Below are 19,237 nucleotides of genomic sequence, written 5' to 3'. Positions count from 1 at the left end.
GGTGCATCAGAAGTCTCAGTTCTCCAGGGCGATCTGAATGAGCGCGTCGACGTCGAGCTCGTCGAGTGCGTCGATCCCCGGTTGCTCGGCTGCGGACTCTTCGGTGGTGCTGTGTCCGGCAAGCCGCATCAGTACGTCCAGCACCCCGGCGTCGCGGAACCTGGCCAGTGGCACCTTCGCCAGCGCAGCGCGCAGCGCGGTCTCCTGCGGGTCGCTGGTGTCGTCGGCGCACAGTTCGCTGTGCAGGTAGTTGGCCACGGCGAGGGGGGTCGGGTGGTCGAACACCAACCCGACCGGCAACACCAGACCCGTCGCCGCGTTCAGCAGGTTCCGCAACTCCACCGCGGTCAGCGAGTCGAACCCGAGGTCCTTGAACTGCCGCGACTCCTCGACGCTCCCGGCAGAGGCGTAACCGAGGGTCGCGGCTACACCGCCACAGACCAGGTCCGACAACAGGCGATGACGTTCCGCCGTGGATGCCGCGGCAAGTCGCCCACGCAGCTCCTCGCCCGCGGCCTCCACCACAGGCGTAGGCGCATCGGTCGGTGCCAGGTCCTCCAGGAATGGGCTCGGCCGGCCGGCGGTGAACGTCGCGGTGAACCGGTCCCAGTCCACGTCGGCGACCGTCACGCACGTCTCGTCACCATCCACGGCCTGTCCGAGGGCGAGCAGCGCCAGGCGGGCCGGCATCGGCCGCAGCCCATGCCGCAGCAACACCTCGCCCACCCCGTCGCCGGCGGCCATCCCCGCACCGGCCCACGGACCCCACGACACCGACGTCGCCGACACACCCCGAGCCCGCCGCCGCCACGCGAGAGCGTCCAACGCAGCGTTCGCCGCGCCATACGCCGACTGCCGGCCACTACCCCACACACCGGCAATCGACGAGAACACCACGAACGCCTCAAGCGCGGTGTCCGCCAGCAGCGCGTCCAGATGCACGGCACCGTCGACCTTCGCGGCCAGGACCTCCGCCATCCGCTCCGGCGTGGCATCCTCGATCGCGAACACCGGATCCACGCCAGCCGCATGCACCACCCCGCACACAGGCCGGTCGGCAGGAACCGCCGCCAACGCCTCGGCCAGCGAGTCCCGGTCAGTCACATCGCACGCGACGACGGTGACGTGCGTGCCCACCGCGGACAGCTCATCCCGCAGCTCGACAGCACCAGGAGCATCAAGACCCCGGCGGCTCAGCAACAGCAGGCCAGGTGCGCCCCGGCCCGCGAGCCACCGGGCGACCTCAGCACCCAGACCACCGGTGCCGCCCGTCACCACGACCGTGCCGCTCGGCCGCCACGACCGCACCGCCGCCGGCAGCTGCGCGGCACGCCGCAGCCGACGCGCAAACACCCCCGACGACCGCACCGACACCTGATCCTCAGCACCACCCAGGGCAGTGGTCAGGCCCGTGAGGGCACCCGCGTCCCACACCGCGGGGCCGTCGACCAGACCACCCCAGCGCTGCGGATACTCCAGCGCCGCGACCCGACCGAAACCCCATACCTGCGCATGCCCGACGCCCTCAACCGCGTCCCGCGTCAACGTCCACAAACGACCGTCGACACCGGCATCGCCGAGCGCCTGCACCACCGCAACCGTCGCGTCCAACGCCGCCTCGGACGGCGCCAGCCACAACACCCCAGCCAAAGCAGGAGTGCCGGCAACCGCATCCCGAAGCCGCGACGCCAACACCGCCCGATCAACGCCGGCGACATCCACGTGCAACCGCAGCAGACGGTCCGCGCTCGCTTCAACCGCCGCGAGGGCCTCCAGACCCCAACCATCCGACGACGACGCCAACGCAAGCCACGTCCCCGACACACCACCAGCCGGAACCGACGGACGCCACTCCACGCTGTACCGCCACGGCAACACAGCAGAGCCGTCCCGCTGCTGCCGACGCCACGACGACAACGCCGGCAACACACTGCTCAGCGCGTCCACCGGGGCAAGCTCCAGGCTCGCCGCCACCGCATCGACATCGCCGCCCTCAACCGCGTTCCAGAACTGCTGTTCCGCCGCGCTCTCCGCGGGAACGCGGACGGCCGCTTCCTGCAGCCAGTACCGCTCCCGCTGGAACGCGTACGTCGGCAGGTCGACCCGGCGGCCGCCGGTGCCGTGCACCTTCGCCCAGTCGACCCGGATCCCGGCGACATGTGCTTGCGCGGTCGCGCGGAGCAGGGTGTCGGTCTCGTCGCGGTCCCGGCGCTGGCAGGCGATGACGACCGGTGCCGGGGCACCGGCGGCCGGTTCGCGGAGGCACTGCGCCGCCATGGCGGTCAGGATGCCGTCGGGACCGAGCTCGAGATATGCGGTGACGCCCCGTTCCTGCAACCACGCGGCCCCGTCGGCGAAGCGCACGGCCTCCCGGACGTGCCGCACCCAGTAGTCCGCGGTGTACTCGTCGACGAGCCGCCCGGTCAGGTTGGAGACGATCGGGATCCGCGGCGGGGCATAGGACACGTCCTCGGCGACCGCCCGGAACTCGTCCAGCATCGGCTCCATCAACGGCGAGTGGAACGCGTGCGACACCGTGAGCCGCTTCGTCTTTCGGTCCTTGAAGAGTTCGTCGATCACCTCGGCCTCACCGGAGACCACGATCGACGTCGGGCCGTTGACGGCGGCGATGTCGACCCGGCCGGCGAACGGCTCCAGCGCGGTCCGGACCTCGGCTTCGGTCGCCTGTACGGCCAGCATCGCCCCACCGGTCGGCAGCGCCTGCATCAGCCGGCCCCGCGCCGCGACCAGCCGCACCGCATCGTCGAGCGACAGCACATCCGCGACGTGTGCGGCGGCCAGCTCACCGATCGAATGGCCCAGCAGGAAGTCGGGCCGGATCCCGAACGACTCCAGCAGCCGGAACAGTGCCACCTCGACCGCGAACAACGACGCCTGTGTGTACACCGTCTGATGCACGTCCGCGTCACGCAGCGACACGTCCAGCAGGGCGCTGAAACGGGCGCAGATCCCGTCGTACACCTCCGAGAAGACGGGGAATCGCTCGGACAACTGCTGACCCATCCCGGCCCGCTGTGCACCCTGTCCGGTGAAGAGGAACGCGGTCCGGCGGTCGCGGGCCATGCCCTCGATCACGTCCGGTCGGCGGTCCTCGGCCGCCAGCGCGTCGAGGGCTGCCGCGAACCCGTCACGGTCGCCGGCGAGCAGGACGGCGCGGTGGTCGAGGGCGGCGCGGCTCGTGGCGAGCGCGCGGCCGACGTCGTTCGGGTCGACGCCGGGATCCGCGTCGAGGAACGCGCGGAGCCGCCGCGCCTGGGCGCGCAGGCCGTCGGCGGTCTTCGCGGACACCGGCCACGGCAGCGGCGCGCTCGACGGTCCGGGGTTCGCCGGGGGCTCGTCGGTGCGGGCGTCGACCTGTTCGAGGACGGTGTGGGCGTTGGTGCCGCTGATGCCGAACGATGAGACTGCCGCTCGCCGCGGGCGGCTGGCGGTGTCCCATTCGCGGGCCTCGGTGAGCAGCCGCACCGCGCCGGAGGACCAGTCCACGTGCGGCGACGGCGCGTCCGCGTGCAGTGAGGACGGCAGCACCCCGTGCCGCATCGCCATGACCATCTTGATGACCCCGGCGACACCGGAGGCGGACTGCGTGTGGCCGATGTTCGACTTGACCGAGCCGAGCCACAGTGGACGGTCGTCCGGGCGGTTCTGCCCGTACGTGGCCAGCAGCGCCTGCGCCTCGATCGGGTCGCCGAGGCTCGTGCCGGTCCCGTGCGCCTCCACCACGTCGACGTCCGACGGGCTCAGTCCGGCGCTCGCGAGCGCCTGGCGGATCACCCGCTGCTGCGCCGGACCGTTCGGGGCCGTCAGACCGTTCGACGCACCGTCCTGGTTCACCGCGCTGCCGCGGACGACCGCGAGCACCTCGTGGCCGTTGCGGCGCGCATCCGACAGCCGCTCGACCACCAACATGCCCACGCCCTCGCCCCACCCGGTGCCGTCGGCCTCGGCGGAGAACGGCTTGCAGCGGCCGTCGGCGGCGACGCCGCCCTGCCGGGAGAACTCGGTGAAGATGCCGGCACCGGACATGACGGTGACACCACCGACGAGGGCCAGGTCGCATTCGCCCTGCCGCAGCGCCTGCGCCGCAAGGTGCAGCGCCACCAGCGACGACGAGCACGCCGTGTCCACGGTCACCGCCGGCCCTTCCAAGCCGAATGCGTATGACAGGCGGCCGGAGGCGACGCTCGTGGCGGTGCCGGTGAGCACGTGTCCCTCGACGCTGTCGGGAAGGTTGATGCCCATCCCGTACGTCGAAGCCGCCGTGCCGATGAACACCCCGGACTGCGTGCCGCGCAACGACGTCGGGTCGAACCCGGCCCGTTCGAACGCCTCCCATGCCGCCTCGAGCAGCAGCCGCTGCTGCGGGTCCATGGCCAGCGCCTCGCGGGGCGAGATGCCGAACAGGCCGGCGTCGAAGGTGGCCGCGTCGTGGACGAACCCGCCCTCGCGGGCCGCCGACGTGCCGGTCCCGGCGCCGCCGGCGCCGTAGAGCGCGGCGAGGTCCCAGCCACGGTCGGCCGGGAACGGCCCGATGGCGTCGCCGCCCTCGGCGACCAGCCGCCACAGGTCGGCCGGTGAGTCCACCCCGCCCGGGAACCGGCAGCTCATCCCCACGATCGCGATCGGATCGCCGGCAACGGCCGCGGTCCGGGCCGGCGTCGCCGCCTCGAGTGTGCGGTTGTCGACCTCGCGGTCACCGACGAGGGTTTCGCGGAGGTGTTGGGCGAGTGTGGTGGGGGTTGGGTAGTCGAAGACGAGGGTGGCGGGGAGTCGGAGTCCGGTGGCGGTGTTGAGTCGGTTGCGCAGTTCGACGGAGGTGAGGGAGTCGAAGCCGTGTTCTTTGAAGGGTCGGTCGGGGGTGATGGTGTCGGTGGTGGTGTGCCCCAGGACAGCGGCGGCGTTGCCGGTGATGAGGTCGAGGAGGGTCTGGTGTTGTTCGCCGGCGGGCCGGTTGGTCAGCCGGTCGGCGAGCGTGCCGCCGGTGTCGGGGCTTGCGCCGGCGGCGGTGGCGCGGCGTCGGGTTGGCGTGACGAGGGCACGGAACAGTGGCGGGACATAGGCGTTGTCGCGGGGGGTGGCCAGGTGCAGGGTGATGGGGACCTGGTGGTGGTGTGGGAGTTGGATGGCCTGGTCGAACAGGGCGAGGCCATGGTCGTTGGACAGGGCGCCGCCGATGCGGGTCTTGTCACGGCCGTCGAGGTGCCCGGTCATGGTTGAGGCTTCGGCCCACAGGCCCCAGGCCAGTGACAGGCCCGGCAGGCCGAGGCTCCGCCGGTAGGACATGAGGCCGTCGAGGAACGCGTTGGCGGCGGCGTAGTTCGCCTGTCCTGCGGACCCGAACGTCGCCGATGCTGAGGAGAACACCACGAACCAGGCCAGGTCCATGTGTTTCGTCAGCTCATGCAGGTGTACCGCGGCATCCACCTTCGGACGCAACACGCCGTCGAGGCGGTCGGGGGTCAACGAAGCGAACACCCCGTCGTCCAAGATGCCGGCGCAGTGCACGACACCGGCCAAACTCCGACCAGTGATGACCGCGGTCAGGGCGTCGCGGTCCGCGGCGTCGCACGCGACGACCTCGGCGCGGGCACCCAGCTCGGCGAGGCGGTCGACGAGGTCTGTGGCGCCGGGCGCGTCCATGCCCTGCCGGCTCGTCAGTACCAGATCACGAACGTTGTAGGAACGCACGAGGTGTTCGGCGAACAGGCCACCGAGCAGACCGGTGCCACCGGTGATGAGCACCGTGCCCTGCGGCGCGGCCGGGATCGTGAAGGCGATCTTGCCGACGTGCTTGGCCTGGCCCATGTACCGGAACGCGGCGACGGCGTCGCGCAGGTCCCAGGCGGCAACCGGCGGCAGGTGCAGGGCGCCGGCGTCGAACAGGGCGATGACCTCGGTGAGCATCGCGCCGATGCGATCGAGGCCGGCTTCGGCGAGGTCGAACGCGCGATACGACAGGCCGTCGTACGCCGCGGCAACCTCGGCGGGATCACGCTTGTCGGTCTTGCCCATCTCGGAGAACCGGCCACCCTGGGCGAGCAGCCGCAACGACGCGTCGACGTACGCACCGGCGAGCGAGTTCAGGACGACGTCCATGCCCCGACCGCCGGTGGCGGCCCGGAACGTCGCCTCGAAATCCAGGTCGCGGGATGACGCGATGCGCGTGTCGTCGAGGCCGAGGCTCCTGAGTGCGTCCCACTTGGATGGTGAGGCGGTGCCGTACACCTCGACGCCCCAGTGTTGCGCGAGTTGCACGGCCGCCATGCCGACCCCGCCGGCGGCGGCGTGCACGAGGAGCCGTTCGCCGGGCTGCACGTTCGTCAGGTCCCGAAGCGCGTAGTAGGCGGTCAGGAATACCACCGGGATCGACGCCGCCTGGGTGAACGACCAGGACCGCGGCATCCGCGCCACCACCCGGCGGTCGGTGACAGCGAGGGGCCCGAACGCGCCGGAGAACAGGCCAAACACCCGGTCACCCGGCGCCAGGTCGACAACGTCCGGTCCGACCTCGACCACGACACCCGCGGCCTCCGAACCGATCACCTGCTGGTCGGGAACCATGCCCAACGCGATCGCCACGTCCCGGAAGTTGACCCCGGCCGCGCGGACCGCCACCCGGACCTGACCCGGCCCGAGCGGCGCGGCGGCCTCGTCAGCGGGCACGAACGCCACGCTGTGCAACGTGCCACCGCCGACCACCTCAACCCGATGCGGCACCGCGTCATCCTGCGGGGTGAGCAGGGTGGTTGCCGGCAGCGCCCGCACCAACCGCAACGCCGACACTGTGCCGTTGCGCAGCGCGAGCTGCGGCTCGTCCAGGGCAACCGCGCCCGGCAGCGCCGCAACGGAGTCGTCGCTGCCGTCGGTGTCGACCAGCACGATGCGGTCCGGGTTCTCCGACTGCGCCGAACGCAACAGGCCCCACACCGTCGCACCCACCAGATCCGTGACCGGACCATCAACCGCCACCGCACCGCGGGTGAGGATCACCAGACGGTCCTCAGCCGGGCGCTCCTGCGCCAGCCACTCCTGCGTCAGCGACAACACCCGACGCACGCCGTCACGGACCCGCACCTCGACACCCGCAACACCGGCCTCCGCATCGGCCACGGGCACGACGACGACACCGTCGGACAGCAGACCCGGCGTCGCCTTTGCCGCCACCGGCGTCCACTGGATATGGAACAGCGAATCCTGCAGTGCCGGGCCGGCCGAGAGCTGCGCCTGCGACACCGGACGCAACGTCAAACTGTCGATGGTGGCGACGGGGGCGCCCGTGGTGTCGGCGACGTCGACACTCACGGCGTCGGTGCCGGCGCCGGTGATTCGGACGCGAACGGCCGCGGCGCCGACTGCGTGCAGGTTGATGCCGGTCCAGGCAAACGGGAGCCGGATCTCGCCGGGGGCCACGAAGTCGCCGAGGCTCACCGCGTGCAGAGCGGCGTCGAGCAGCGCCGGGTGAACGCCGAACCCGGCTACGGAGGCAGCGTCGGGAAGGATCACCTCGGCGTAGACGTCGCCGTCGTGCCGCCAGGCCTTTCGCAGGCCCTGGAATGCCGGGCCGTAGCCGTAGCCGGCCTCGGCGCCGCGTTCGTAGAAGCCGTGCAGGTCGACCGGCGCAGCGCCCGACGGGGGCCAGGCGGACAGGTCGAAGGTGGGGGTGGTGGTTTCGGCGGCGATGAGGCCGGTGGCGTGGTGCGTCCAGGTGTCGGTGCCTTCGCCGCGTGACGAGATCCGCACCGGCCGGTCACCGGTCTCATCCGGCGCGCCGACCCGCACCTGCAGCTGCACGCTGCCGGAGTCCGGAACCGTCAGCGGTGCCTCGATCGTCAGCTCCCGAACGGCACCGGCATGCAACGCGAGCTCGACGAACGCGGTCCCCGGCAGCAGCACCCGGTCCAGGACCCGGTGGTCGGCCAGCCACGGCTGGGTGCTGAGCGACAGGTGCCCGGAGAATACTGTGCCGTCTCCGTCCGCCAGGTGTACGCCGGCGCCCAGCAGTGCCTCGCCCGCACCTGAGGGCCAGTACCGCTGCCGCTGGAACGGATACGTCGGCAGATCCACGATCGGGGTAGCTGCGCCGAGCGCTCCCGACCAGTTGACCTCGACGCCGGCCGCCCACAGTTCGCCGGCGGAGCGCAGCATCTGATCCCAGCCGCCTTCATCCCGGCGCAGCGTCCCGATGGCCACGGAGGCGCGTTCGCCGACCCCGCCGGTGAGGACCGGGTGCGGGCTCACCTCGACGAATGTGGTGTGCCCGGCGGCGACCAGTGCGGCGATGACGTCATCGAAACGGACCGGGCGGCGCAGGTTCTCGTACCAGTACCCCGCGTCCAGTGCCGTCCCGTCGACGCGCTCCCCGGTCACCGTCGAGTAGAACGGGAACCGGCCCGGCTGGGCGGTCAGGCCGTCCAACGCGGCGAGCATCGGCGTCCGGATCGCCTCCACATGCGCGGAGTGGGACGCGTAGTCCACTGAGACCCGCTTGGCCCACACGCCACGCTCGGCACATCGTGCGGCGACCGCGTCCAACCCTGCGACATCACCGGACACCACGATCAGCCTCGGGCCGTTGACCGCCGCGATGCCCACCCCGTCGGGCAGCTCACCCAGCTCGTTGGCAGGGACGCCGACCGCCAGCATGCCACCGGTGCCGGCCAGATCCCGCAGCAGCCGCGACCGGGCCGAGACCATCAGCGCGCCGTCGGCAAGGGTCAACGCACCGGCCACCACCGCCGCCGCGATCTCGCCCTGCGAATGACCGACCACCCCGGCAATCTGGACCCCGAACGACTCCCAGACCGCCGCGAGGGAGACCATGACCGCCCACAGGGCCGGTTGCACGATGTCGGCTTGTTCCAGCCACTGCGGTTCGCCGCAGGTCAGGACCTCGATCAGCGGGAAGTCCAGGGCCGCGTCGCACTCGCGCAGGCGGGCCGCGAAGACCGGCGAGGATTCCAGGAGGTCGACCGCCATGCCCAGCCATTGGCCGCCCTGTCCCGGGAAGAGCAGGACCACACCGTCGCCGCCCGCAACGACACTGGTCGGCTCGACCGTTTCCAGACCGGCGATGAACCCGGCCGCGTCCTCGGCCACGACCACCGCACGGTGCTCCAGCGCAGCCCTGGTCGTCGCGAGTGCCCGGGCCGCCGCCACCACGTCAACGCCTGTCTCAGTGAGGGCAGCCAGCTGGGCCGCCTGCGCCCGCACCGCCGCCGGCGACTTTCCGGAGATCAGCCACGGCACCGGGCCTGTCACGACCGACGCCGCCGGCGCGGGCGACGGCTCGGCTTCCTCGACGATGACGTGCGCGTTCGTGCCGCTCATACCGAACGACGACACACCCGCACGCCGCGGGCGGTTGGTTGCCGGCCAGGACCGCGCCTCGGTGAGCAGCTGCACGGCACCCGAGGACCAGTCCACGTGCGGCGACGGCGCATCGACGTGCAGCGTCTGCGGCAGCAGGTCGTGCTGCATGGCCATGACCATCTTGATGATGCCGGCCACGCCGGCCGCGGCCTGCGTGTGGCCGATGTTCGACTTGACCGAGCCGAGCCACAGCGGCCGATCGTCTGGGCGCTCCTGCCCATACGTGGCGAGCAGCGCCTCTGCCTCGATCGGGTCGCCGAGCCTCGTGCCGGTGCCGTGTGCCTCGACCGCATCGACGTCGACCGGGTTGAGGCCGGCGCTCGCGAGGGCCTGGCGGATGACGCGCTGCTGCGCGGGACCGTTCGGGGCGGTCAGACCGTTGGACGCACCGTCCTGGTTGATGGCCGACCCACGCACGACGGCCAGGACCTGATGACCGTTGCGCCGCGCGTCCGAGAGCCGCTCCACGAGGAGCAGGCCGACGCCCTCGCCCCAGCCCGTGCCGTCCGCCGTGGCCGCGAACGCCTTGCACCGGCCGTCGGTGGCCAGACCGCGCTGGCGGGAGAACTCGGTGAAGATCCCAGGGGTCGACATGACCGCCACGCCACCGGCCACGGCCAGGGAGCACTCCCCCGCCCGCAGTGACTGGACCGCCAGATGCAGCGCCACCAGCGACGACGAGCACGCCGTGTCGACGCTCACGGCCGGGCCTTCCAGCCCGAAGGCGTACGCGATGCGGCCGGAGATGACGCTGGCGGCGGTGCCGGTGGCGAGGTACCCCTCCGCGTCGGAGGAACCGCCGGCGAGCAGGGCCAGGTAGTCGTGGCTGTTCGAACCGACGAACACGCCGGTGCGGGTGCCGGCCAGGGAACGCGGGTCCAGGCCGGCGCGTTCGAACGCCTCCCACGCCGACTCCAGCAACAGCCGCTGCTGCGGATCCATGGCGAGGGCTTCACGCGGGGAGATACCGAACAGTTCCGCGTCGAAGTCCGCGACACCGTCGATGAACCCACCCTCACGGGTGTAGGACGTGCCCGCGTGGTCGGGGTCAGGGTGGTACAACGCCTCCACGTCCCAACCACGATCGGCCGGGAACCCGGTGATGCCGTCCTCGCCGTCACGCACCAGCCGCCACAGGTCCTCGGGACTGTCGACGCCGCCGGCGTACCGGCAACTCATCGCGACGATCGCGATCGGCTCATCAACGGTCCGCGCAACCGCCGGCTCCGGCTGGGCGGGGCCGGCCGCCGCTGCCTCGCCGAGCAGGGTGCTGCGGAGGTGTTCGGCGAGGGCAAGCGGGGTCGGGTAGTCGAACACCATCCCGACCGGCAACGTCAAGCCGGTCACCGTGTTCAGGCGGTTGCGCAGCTCCACCGCGGTGAGCGAGTCGAAACCCAACGCCTTGAACGGCTTGCCGGGCTCGACCGCCGCAACATCGGCATGGCCCAGGACGGCGGCGACCTCGGAGCGCACCACCGCCAACACCACCTGACGCTGCTGCGCCCCAGGAACCTCCAACAGCCGACGCCGCAGCACCGCATCCGCGCCATCAGACGCGACAGCGGGCACCGCGACACCCGGCAGCAGGTCGAACAGACGACTGGCACGACCAGCGGTGAACACCTCACAGAACCGCGGCCAGTCCACATCCGCGATGACCGCAGTGCTCACGTTGTGCCCGACGGCCGCCGCGAGCGCCTGCACCGCCAGCGCCGGCGCCATCGGCACCAGGCCACGACGCCGCAGATACGACTCCGCGCCCGCGTCGACCAGCATCCCGGCCTCAGCCCACGGACCCCACGCCAACGCCGTGCCCGCCGCACCACGCGCCCGCCGTTGCTGCACGAGGGCGTCGAGGAACGCGTTCGCGGCCGCGTAGGCGCCCTGGCCGCCGCTGCCCCACACACCGGCAATCGACGAGAACACCACGAAGACGTCCAGATCAACCCCGGCGAGCAGGCGGTCCAGGTGCGCCGCACCGGCAACCTTCGCGCGCAACACCGCCGCGAACCGGTCCAGGTCCAGATCCGCGACCTCGGCCGCGTCATCGACCCCGGCCGCGTGCACGACACCCGTCACCGGCAGATCGGCGAGCAACGCCGCCAGAGCGTCACCATCGGCCACATCACAGGCGGCGACAGTCACCCGCGAACCCAGCGCGGTCAGCTCCTGCACCAGGTCCGCGACACCCGGCGCATCCGGGCCACGACGACTGGTCAACACCAGATGCGGCACACCCGCACCGGCCAACCACCGCGCGACATGACCGCCCAGGCCGCCGGTGCCACCGGTCACCAGCACCGTTCCGCGCGGTTGCCAGGCACGGCGAGCCGACGGGTCCAGTGCCGGCGCGGGAACCAGCCGGCGGGCGAACACACCGCTGCGGCGGACCGCGACCTGGTCCTCAGCGGTCTGCGCCAGCACACCGGCCAGCGTTGCGTCGACCTGCTCCGGCAGGTCGATCAGGCCACCCCAACGGTTCGGCTGCTCCAACGCCACCACCCGGCCCAGACCCCACAACTGCGCCGCGGCCGCGGCCGTGACGTGCTCGCTCGCATCAACCGCAACCGCGCCACGAGTGACACCCCAGACCTTCGCCGGGGAACCGAGATCAGCCAGCGCCTGGATGAGAACCACCGTTGCCGACACCGCCAACGGCGGCACCGACCCCGTGCCGGCACCGCACACCACGAGGACTCCGACCGGCTCCTGCACCCCGGCCAGCCGGCCGGCCAGGGCGGCACGGTCCAGATCAGCTTCGGTCAGCGGCAGCTCCACCGGGTCGGCGCCGGCCTGCCGCAACGCCTCCACCACATCCGCGGCGGCGGCATCCGGCTCGGCGGCGACCACCCACGTGCCGGCCAGGGCGGCCGTGGTCCGCGGCAGGCTCTCCCACGACACCGCGTAGCGCCAACCATCCACCGTGGACCGGTCACGGCGGCCGCGACGCCACGACGACAGCGCCGGCAGCACCGAGTCCAGCACCCCGGCGTCATCCAACCCCAACGTTCCGGCCAAGGCCCCCGAATCCTGACCCTCCACCGCATCCCAGAACCGCACCTCGTCCGGGTCGGCCGGCGAATGGGTCGTCTCCTGCAGCCAGAACCGCTCCCGCTGGAAGGCGTAGGTGGGCAGGCTGACGCGGGTGCCGTGGGGCAGCATCGGGTGCCAGCCGACGTCGGTGCCGTTGACGTGCAGGGTGGCCAACGCGTGCAGCAGGGTGGCGGGCTCGTCCCGGTCCTTGCGCATTGCCGCGGCCAGCACCGCTTCGCCGGTCAGGCAGCCCTGCGCCATCCCGGTCAGCACCCCGGACGGGCCCACCTCCAGGAACCGGGTCACCCCGTTCTCCGAAAGCCACGCCACGCCGTCAGCGAACCGGACCGCCTGGCGCACGTGGCGGACCCAGTAGTCGGCGGTGTACTCCTCGACCGGCCGCCCGGTCAGGTTCGACACGACCGGAATCTGCGGCGGCGCATACGACAAGCCCGCGGCGACCGTGCGGAACTCCTCCAGCATCGGCTCCATCAACGGCGAGTGGAACGCGTGCGACACCGTCAACCGGGAGGTCTTCCGGTCCTTGAAGAGTCCGTCGATCACCTCGGCGTCGCCGGACACCACGATCGAGGTCGGACCGTTGACCGCCGCGATGTCGACCCGACCGGCGAACGGCTCCAATGCCGCCCGGATCTCGGCCTCGGTCGCCTGCACGGCCAGCATCGCCCCACCGCCCGGCAGCGCCTGCATGAGCCGGCCCCGCGCGGCGACCAGCGCCACCGCGTCGTCCAGGGACAGCACTCCCGCGACGTGCGCGGCGGCCAGCTCACCGATCGAGTGACCCAGCAGGAAGTCCGGCCGCAGACCGAACGACTCGACCAGGCGGAACAGGGCGACCTCGACCGCGAAGAGCGAAGCCTGCGTGTACACCGTCTGGTTCAGATCCGCCTCGCCCAGCGGCACATCCAGCAACGCCGCGAAACGGCTGCAGATGTCGTCGTACGCCTCGGCGAAGACCGGGAACTGCTCGTGCAGGCCGGCGCCCATCCCCGCCCGCTGGGCCCCCTGACCGGTGAACAGGAACGCCGTGCGGCCCGGCGTGACCGTGCCGGTGATCAGGTGCGATCCGCTACCACCGGCGGCGAGGGCGTCAAGCCCCCGCACCGCCTCGGCCCGGTCTCCGGCCAGGACCACGGCCCGGTGTTCCAGCGCCGCCCGGGTGGTCATCAGCGACCACGCCACGTCAACGAGGTCCGGACCCGGCTCGGCCAGCAGCTCCCGCAACCGGCGTGCCTGCGACTGCAGTGCCGCCCCTGACCTGGCCGCCACCACGATCGGCAGCAACGCCGGCACGACCACCGCCGGCGGCTCGACCGGCTCGACCTCCGGAGCCTGCTCGATGATGGTGTGCACGTTGGTGCCGCTGATCCCGAACGACGAGACCCCGGCGCGGCGCGGACGCCCGGCGTCGGGCCATGACCGCGCCTCGGTGAGCAGTTCCACCGAACCCGAGGACCAGTCGACGTGTGGATTCGGCGCGTCGATGTGCAGGGTCCGCGGCAACACCCCGTGCCGCATCGCCATCACCATCTTGATCACACCCGCGACACCAGACGCAGCCTGCGTGTGCCCGATGTTCGACTTCAACGACCCCAACCACAGCGACCGACCGGACTCCCGGGCCCGCCCGTATGCCATGTGCAGCGCGTGCGCCTCGATCGGGTCACCGAGCTTCGTGCCCGTGCCGTGGCCCTCGACCGCGTCCACGTCATCGGGGGCCAGCCGCGCGTTCGCCAGGGCCTGGCGGATCACCCGCTCCTGCGACGGACCGTTCGGCGCGGTAAGACCGTTCGACGCACCGTCCTGATTGACCGCGCTGCCCCGCACCACCGCCAGGACCTCATGCCCGTTGCGGCGCGCGTCCGACAGTCGCTCGACCAGCAGCACCGCGACACCTTCAGACCAGCCGGTGCCGTCCGCGCCGGCCGCGAACGACTTGCACCGGCCGTCACCGGCCAGGCCACCCTGCCGGGCGAACTCCCCGAACACGGCCGGGCTGGGCATCACCGTCACCCCACCCGCGACCGCCAGGGTGCACTCATTGGCTCGCAGCGCCTGGCACGCCAGATGCAACGCCACCAACGACGACGAACACGCCGTGTCCACCGTCACCGCCGGGCCCTCCAAGCCCAGCGAATACGCCACCCGACCCGAGATCACACTGTTCGCCGTGCCGGTCAGCAGGTGCCCATCACCCTCGCCGGTCCCGCCGAACCCGTAACCCGACGTCGAGGCGCCGACGAAGACACCGGTGCGGCTGCCACGCAGCGACAGCGGATCGACCGAGGCCCGCTCCACCACCTCCCACGCAGCCTCCAACAGCAGCCGCTGCTGCGGATCCATCGCCACAGCCTCACGCGGACTGATCCCGAACAGGCCCGCGTCAAACCCGGTCGCATCAGCGACGAACCCGCCGACTCGCGCGAAGTCACCAGCCACCTCGCCCCAACCGCGGTCGGTCGGGAAACCACCCATTGCGTCCGAGCCACCCTCGACCAGACGCCACAGATCCTCCGGAGACGACACCCCACCCGGCAGGCGGCAGCTCATCCCGACGATCGCGATCGGCTCCAGGTCGCTGCCCGGAACCTCTGCCGTGGTCTCCTGCGGATCGCCGGCGCCCTCGGCGCACAGCTCGCTGAACAGGTAGTTCGCGACCGCGAGCGGGGTCGGGTGGTCGAACACGAGCCCGACCGGCAGCACCAGGCCCGTCGCCGCGTTGAGCAGGTTGCGCAGCTCGACCGCGGTCAGTGAGTCGAACCCGAGGCTCTTGAACGGACGCGACTCCTCGACGTTCCCGGCCGAGGCGTAGCCGAGCGTGGTCGCCACACCGCTGCGGACCAGGTCCGACAACATGCGACGACGCTCCGAGTCCGACGCTGCGGCGAGGCGGCCACGAAGCTCCCCGCCCACGGCGTCCACCACGGCGGGCGCGCCGGCCGGCGCCAGGTCCTCCAGCAGGGGACTCTGGCGGCCGGCGGTGAACGTCGCGGTGAACCGGTCCCAGTCAACGTCGGCGACGGTCACACACGTCTCGTCACCATCAACAGCCTGACCCAGTGCGATCAGGGCGAGGCGGGCCGGCATCGGCCGCAACCCGTGCCGCAGCAACGCTTCACCGACACCGTCACCGGCGGCCATCCCGGCATCCGCCCACGGACCCCACGCCACCGCCGTCGCCGGCACACCTCGCGCCCGCCGCTGCCACGCCAGCGCATCCAAGGCAGCATTCGCCGCGCTGTACGCAGACTGCCGGCCGCTGCCCCACACACCAGCGATCGACGAGAACAGGATGAACGCCTCCAGCGGCGTATCGGCCAGCAACGCGTCCAGGTGCACGGCACCGTCGACCTTCGCGGCAAGCACCGCCGCCACCCGCTCAGGGGTCGCGTCCTCGATCGCGAACACCGGATCCACGCCGGCGGCGTGCACGACACCGGTCACCGGACGCTCCACCGGCACGGTCGCCAGCGCCGCGGCCAGCGAGGCACGGTCGGCGACATCACACGCGACCACCGTGACCTGCGTGCCCAGCTCAGACAGCTCATCGCGCAGCTCGGCAGCGCCGGGAGCGGCCAGGCCACGCCGGCTCAGCAGCAGCAGACCGGGCGCGCCCCGACCGGCCAGCCACCGGGCGACCTCAGCACCGAGGCCACCGGTCCCACCAGTCACGACCACCGTGCCGCCCGGCCGCCACGACCCGGTCTCCGCCGGCAGTTCAGGGGCACGGCGCAACCGACGCGCCAGCGGCCCCGACGAACGCAACGACACCTGATCCTCAGAGCCGCCCAACACCGCGGTCAGACCGGCAAGCGTGTCCGCGTCCCACACCGCCGGGCCGGCAACGAGACCACCCCAACGCTGCGGATACTCCAGCGCGGCCACCCGACCGAAGCCCCACACCTGCGCAGGCCCGACACCCGCAACCGCATCCCGGGTCAACGTCCACAAGCGAGCGTCCACCCCGGCATCACCGAGCGCCTGCACCACCACAACCGTCGCGTCCAACCCGGCATCCGCCGGCGGCAGCCACAACACTCCGGCACAGTCGGGCACGCCGGCAACCGCATCCCGCAGGCGCGCGGCCAACGTCAGCCGATCGACGCCGGCGGCATCCAGCTCCAGCCGCACCAGACGATCCGCGCTCGCCGCAACCGCCGCCAGAGCCTCCAGACCCCAACCGTCCGACGAGGACATCAGCGCCAGCCACGTCCCGGACACGACACCAGCCGGAGTCGACGGACGCCAATCGACGGTGTACCGCCACGGCAGCACCGCCGAACCGTCCCGCTGCTGCCGGCGCCACGAAGACAGCGCGGGCAACACCGAACTCAACGGATCCGCCGGAGCAAGGTCGAGACTTGCCGCCACCGCATCGACGTCGCCGCCCTCGACCGCGTCCCAGAAACGCCGCTCCGCCGCGCCCTCGGCTGGGCCATCCGCGGGTGCGTACAGCCAGTACCGCTCCCGCTGGAACGCATACGTCGGCAGGTCGACCCGGCGGCCGCCCCAGTCGGCGTACAGCCGGGTCCAGTCGATGTCGACGCCGTTCACGTACAGCTGCGCAACCGCCCGCAGCAGCGACTCGACCTCCGCACGCCCACGCCGCACCGCGGGCAGCGCGACCACACCCGCCTGCTCGGCCAGGCACGCCTGCACCATCGCGGTGAGCACACCGGTCGGCCCGACCTCCAGGAACCGGGTCACCCCGTTCCCGGCCAGCCAGCCGACCCCATCAGCGAACCGCACAGCCTCCCGCACATGCCGGACCCAGTAGTCCGCGGTGTACTCCTCGACCGGCTCGCCGGTGAGGTTGGAGACGATCGGGATCCGCGGCGCCTGATACCGGATGCCGGCAGCGACGGCGCGGAACTCGTCCAGCATCGGCTCCATCAGCGGCGAATGGAACGCGTGGGAGACCGTCAACCGGGAGGTTTTCCGGTCCTTGAAGAGCTCGTCGATCACCTCGGCCGCACCGGAGATGACGATTGAGGTCGGGCCGTTGACGGCCGCGATGTCGACCCGGCCGGCGAACGGCTCCAGTGCCGCCCGGACCTCGGCCTCGGTCGCCTGCACCGCCAGCATCGCCCCACCAGCCGGCAACGCCTGCATCAACCGGCCCCGCGCCGCGACCAGCTGCACCGCGTCGTCCAGCGACAGCACCCCCGCGACGTGCGCGGCGGCCAGCTCACCGATCGAGTGACCCAGCAGGAAGGCCGGTTTGACCCCGAACGACTCCAGCAGCCGGAACAGCGCCACCTCGAACGCGAACAACGACGCCTGCGTATACACGGTCTGGTGCACGTCCGCCTCGCTCAGCGGCACGTCCAGCACCGCGTCAAAACTGGCGCGGATCCCGTCGTATACCTCGCCGAAGACCGGGAACTGGGCGCACAGCTCGCGGCCCATCCCGGCGCGTTGCGCGCCCTGGCCCGTGAACAGCAGTGCGAGACGCCCGGGGGCGGTAGCACCGAGCATGGCATCGGCCGAACCCGAACCGCGCTCGACCGCGACGAGGGCATCCGCGGCGCTCGCGGAGAACACGACAGCGCGGTGCTCGAGCCTGGCGCGGGTGTGCGCGAGCGAGTGCCCGACGTCGACGGCCCCGGGAAGGGCGCCGTGCTCCAGCGCCGCACGCAGCCGGGCCGCCTGACCGGCCAGCGCCTCGGCCGTCTTCGCCGACAGCAGCCACGGCACGGACGCCGGCGCGGCGACCACGGGCCGCAGGGCGGTCACCGGCTCGGCCGGCGCTGGAGCCTCCTCGATGATGACGTGGGCGTTGGTCCCGCTGACCCCGAACGACGACACGCCAGCCCGGCGGGCAACATCGCCGCGGTGCCAGGGGCGGGCCTCCGTGAGCAGGCTGACGGCCCCGGCCGACCAGTCGACGTGCGGGGAAAGCGAATCGGCGTGCAGGCTCGGTGGCATGGTGTCGTGCCGCAACGCCATGACCATCTTGATGACACCCGCGACACCAGCAGCCGCCTGGCTGTGGCCGATGTTCGACTTGACCGAACCCAACCACAACGGACGATCGGCCGGGCGGCCCTGCCCATATGTGGCCAGCAACGCCTGCGCCTCGATCGGGTCACCCAGCCTCGTGCCCGTGCCGTGTGCCTCCACGACATCCACATCGGACGGTGCCAGACGGGCATTGGCCAGGGTCCGCAGGATCACCCGCTCCTGCGACGGACCGTTCGGCGCGGTAAGGCCATTCGAGGCACCGTCCTGATTCACCGCGCTGCCTCGCACGACAGCCAGCACCTCGTGACCGTTGCGCCGGGCGTCGGAGAGACGCTCGACAAGCAGGACGCCGACGCCTTCCGACCAGCCGGTGCCGTCCGCGCCGTCACCGAACGCCTTGCAGCGCCCGTCAGCGGCGAGGCCGCCCTGCCGGGAGAACTCCGCGAAGATGTCGGGTCCGGCCAGGACGGTGACGCCGCCGGCAAGCGCCATCGTGCACTCGCCCTGCCGGACCGCCTGGGCCGCCAGGTGCAGCGCGACGAGTGAGGAGGAGCAGGCGGTGTCGACGGTGACGGCGGGGCCTTCGAGGCCGAACGTGTAGGCGACCCGGCCGGAGATGATGCTCGGCGCGCTGCCGGTGAGCAGGTGTCCCTCGGTGCCGGCCTGGATCTGCCCACCGACGCCGTAGCCGGAGGTCGAGGCGCCGATGAACACGCCCACGGGCTGCCCGCGCAGGGCGTCGGGGCTCATCCCGGACCGCTCGAGCACCTCCCAGGATGCTTCGAGGAGGAGGCGTTGTTGGGGGTCCATGGCGAGGGCTTCGCGTGGG

1 protein-coding gene is annotated in these 19,237 nt (G+C 71.9%); it reads right to left on the bottom strand.

Annotation, left to right across the window (positions count from 1 at the left end):
• Positions 1-15: 15 nt before the first annotated feature.
• A partial coding sequence (locus ACFPIJ_RS00485; protein WP_380112504.1) for a type I polyketide synthase occupies positions 16-19,237 on the bottom strand: 19,222 nt, incomplete at its 5' end.

Source organism: Dactylosporangium cerinum, assembly GCF_042653625.1.
Taxonomy (GTDB): Bacteria; Actinomycetota; Actinomycetes; order Mycobacteriales; family Micromonosporaceae; genus Dactylosporangium; species Dactylosporangium cerinum.
This window is presented reverse-complemented; position numbering and strand designations above follow the sequence as displayed.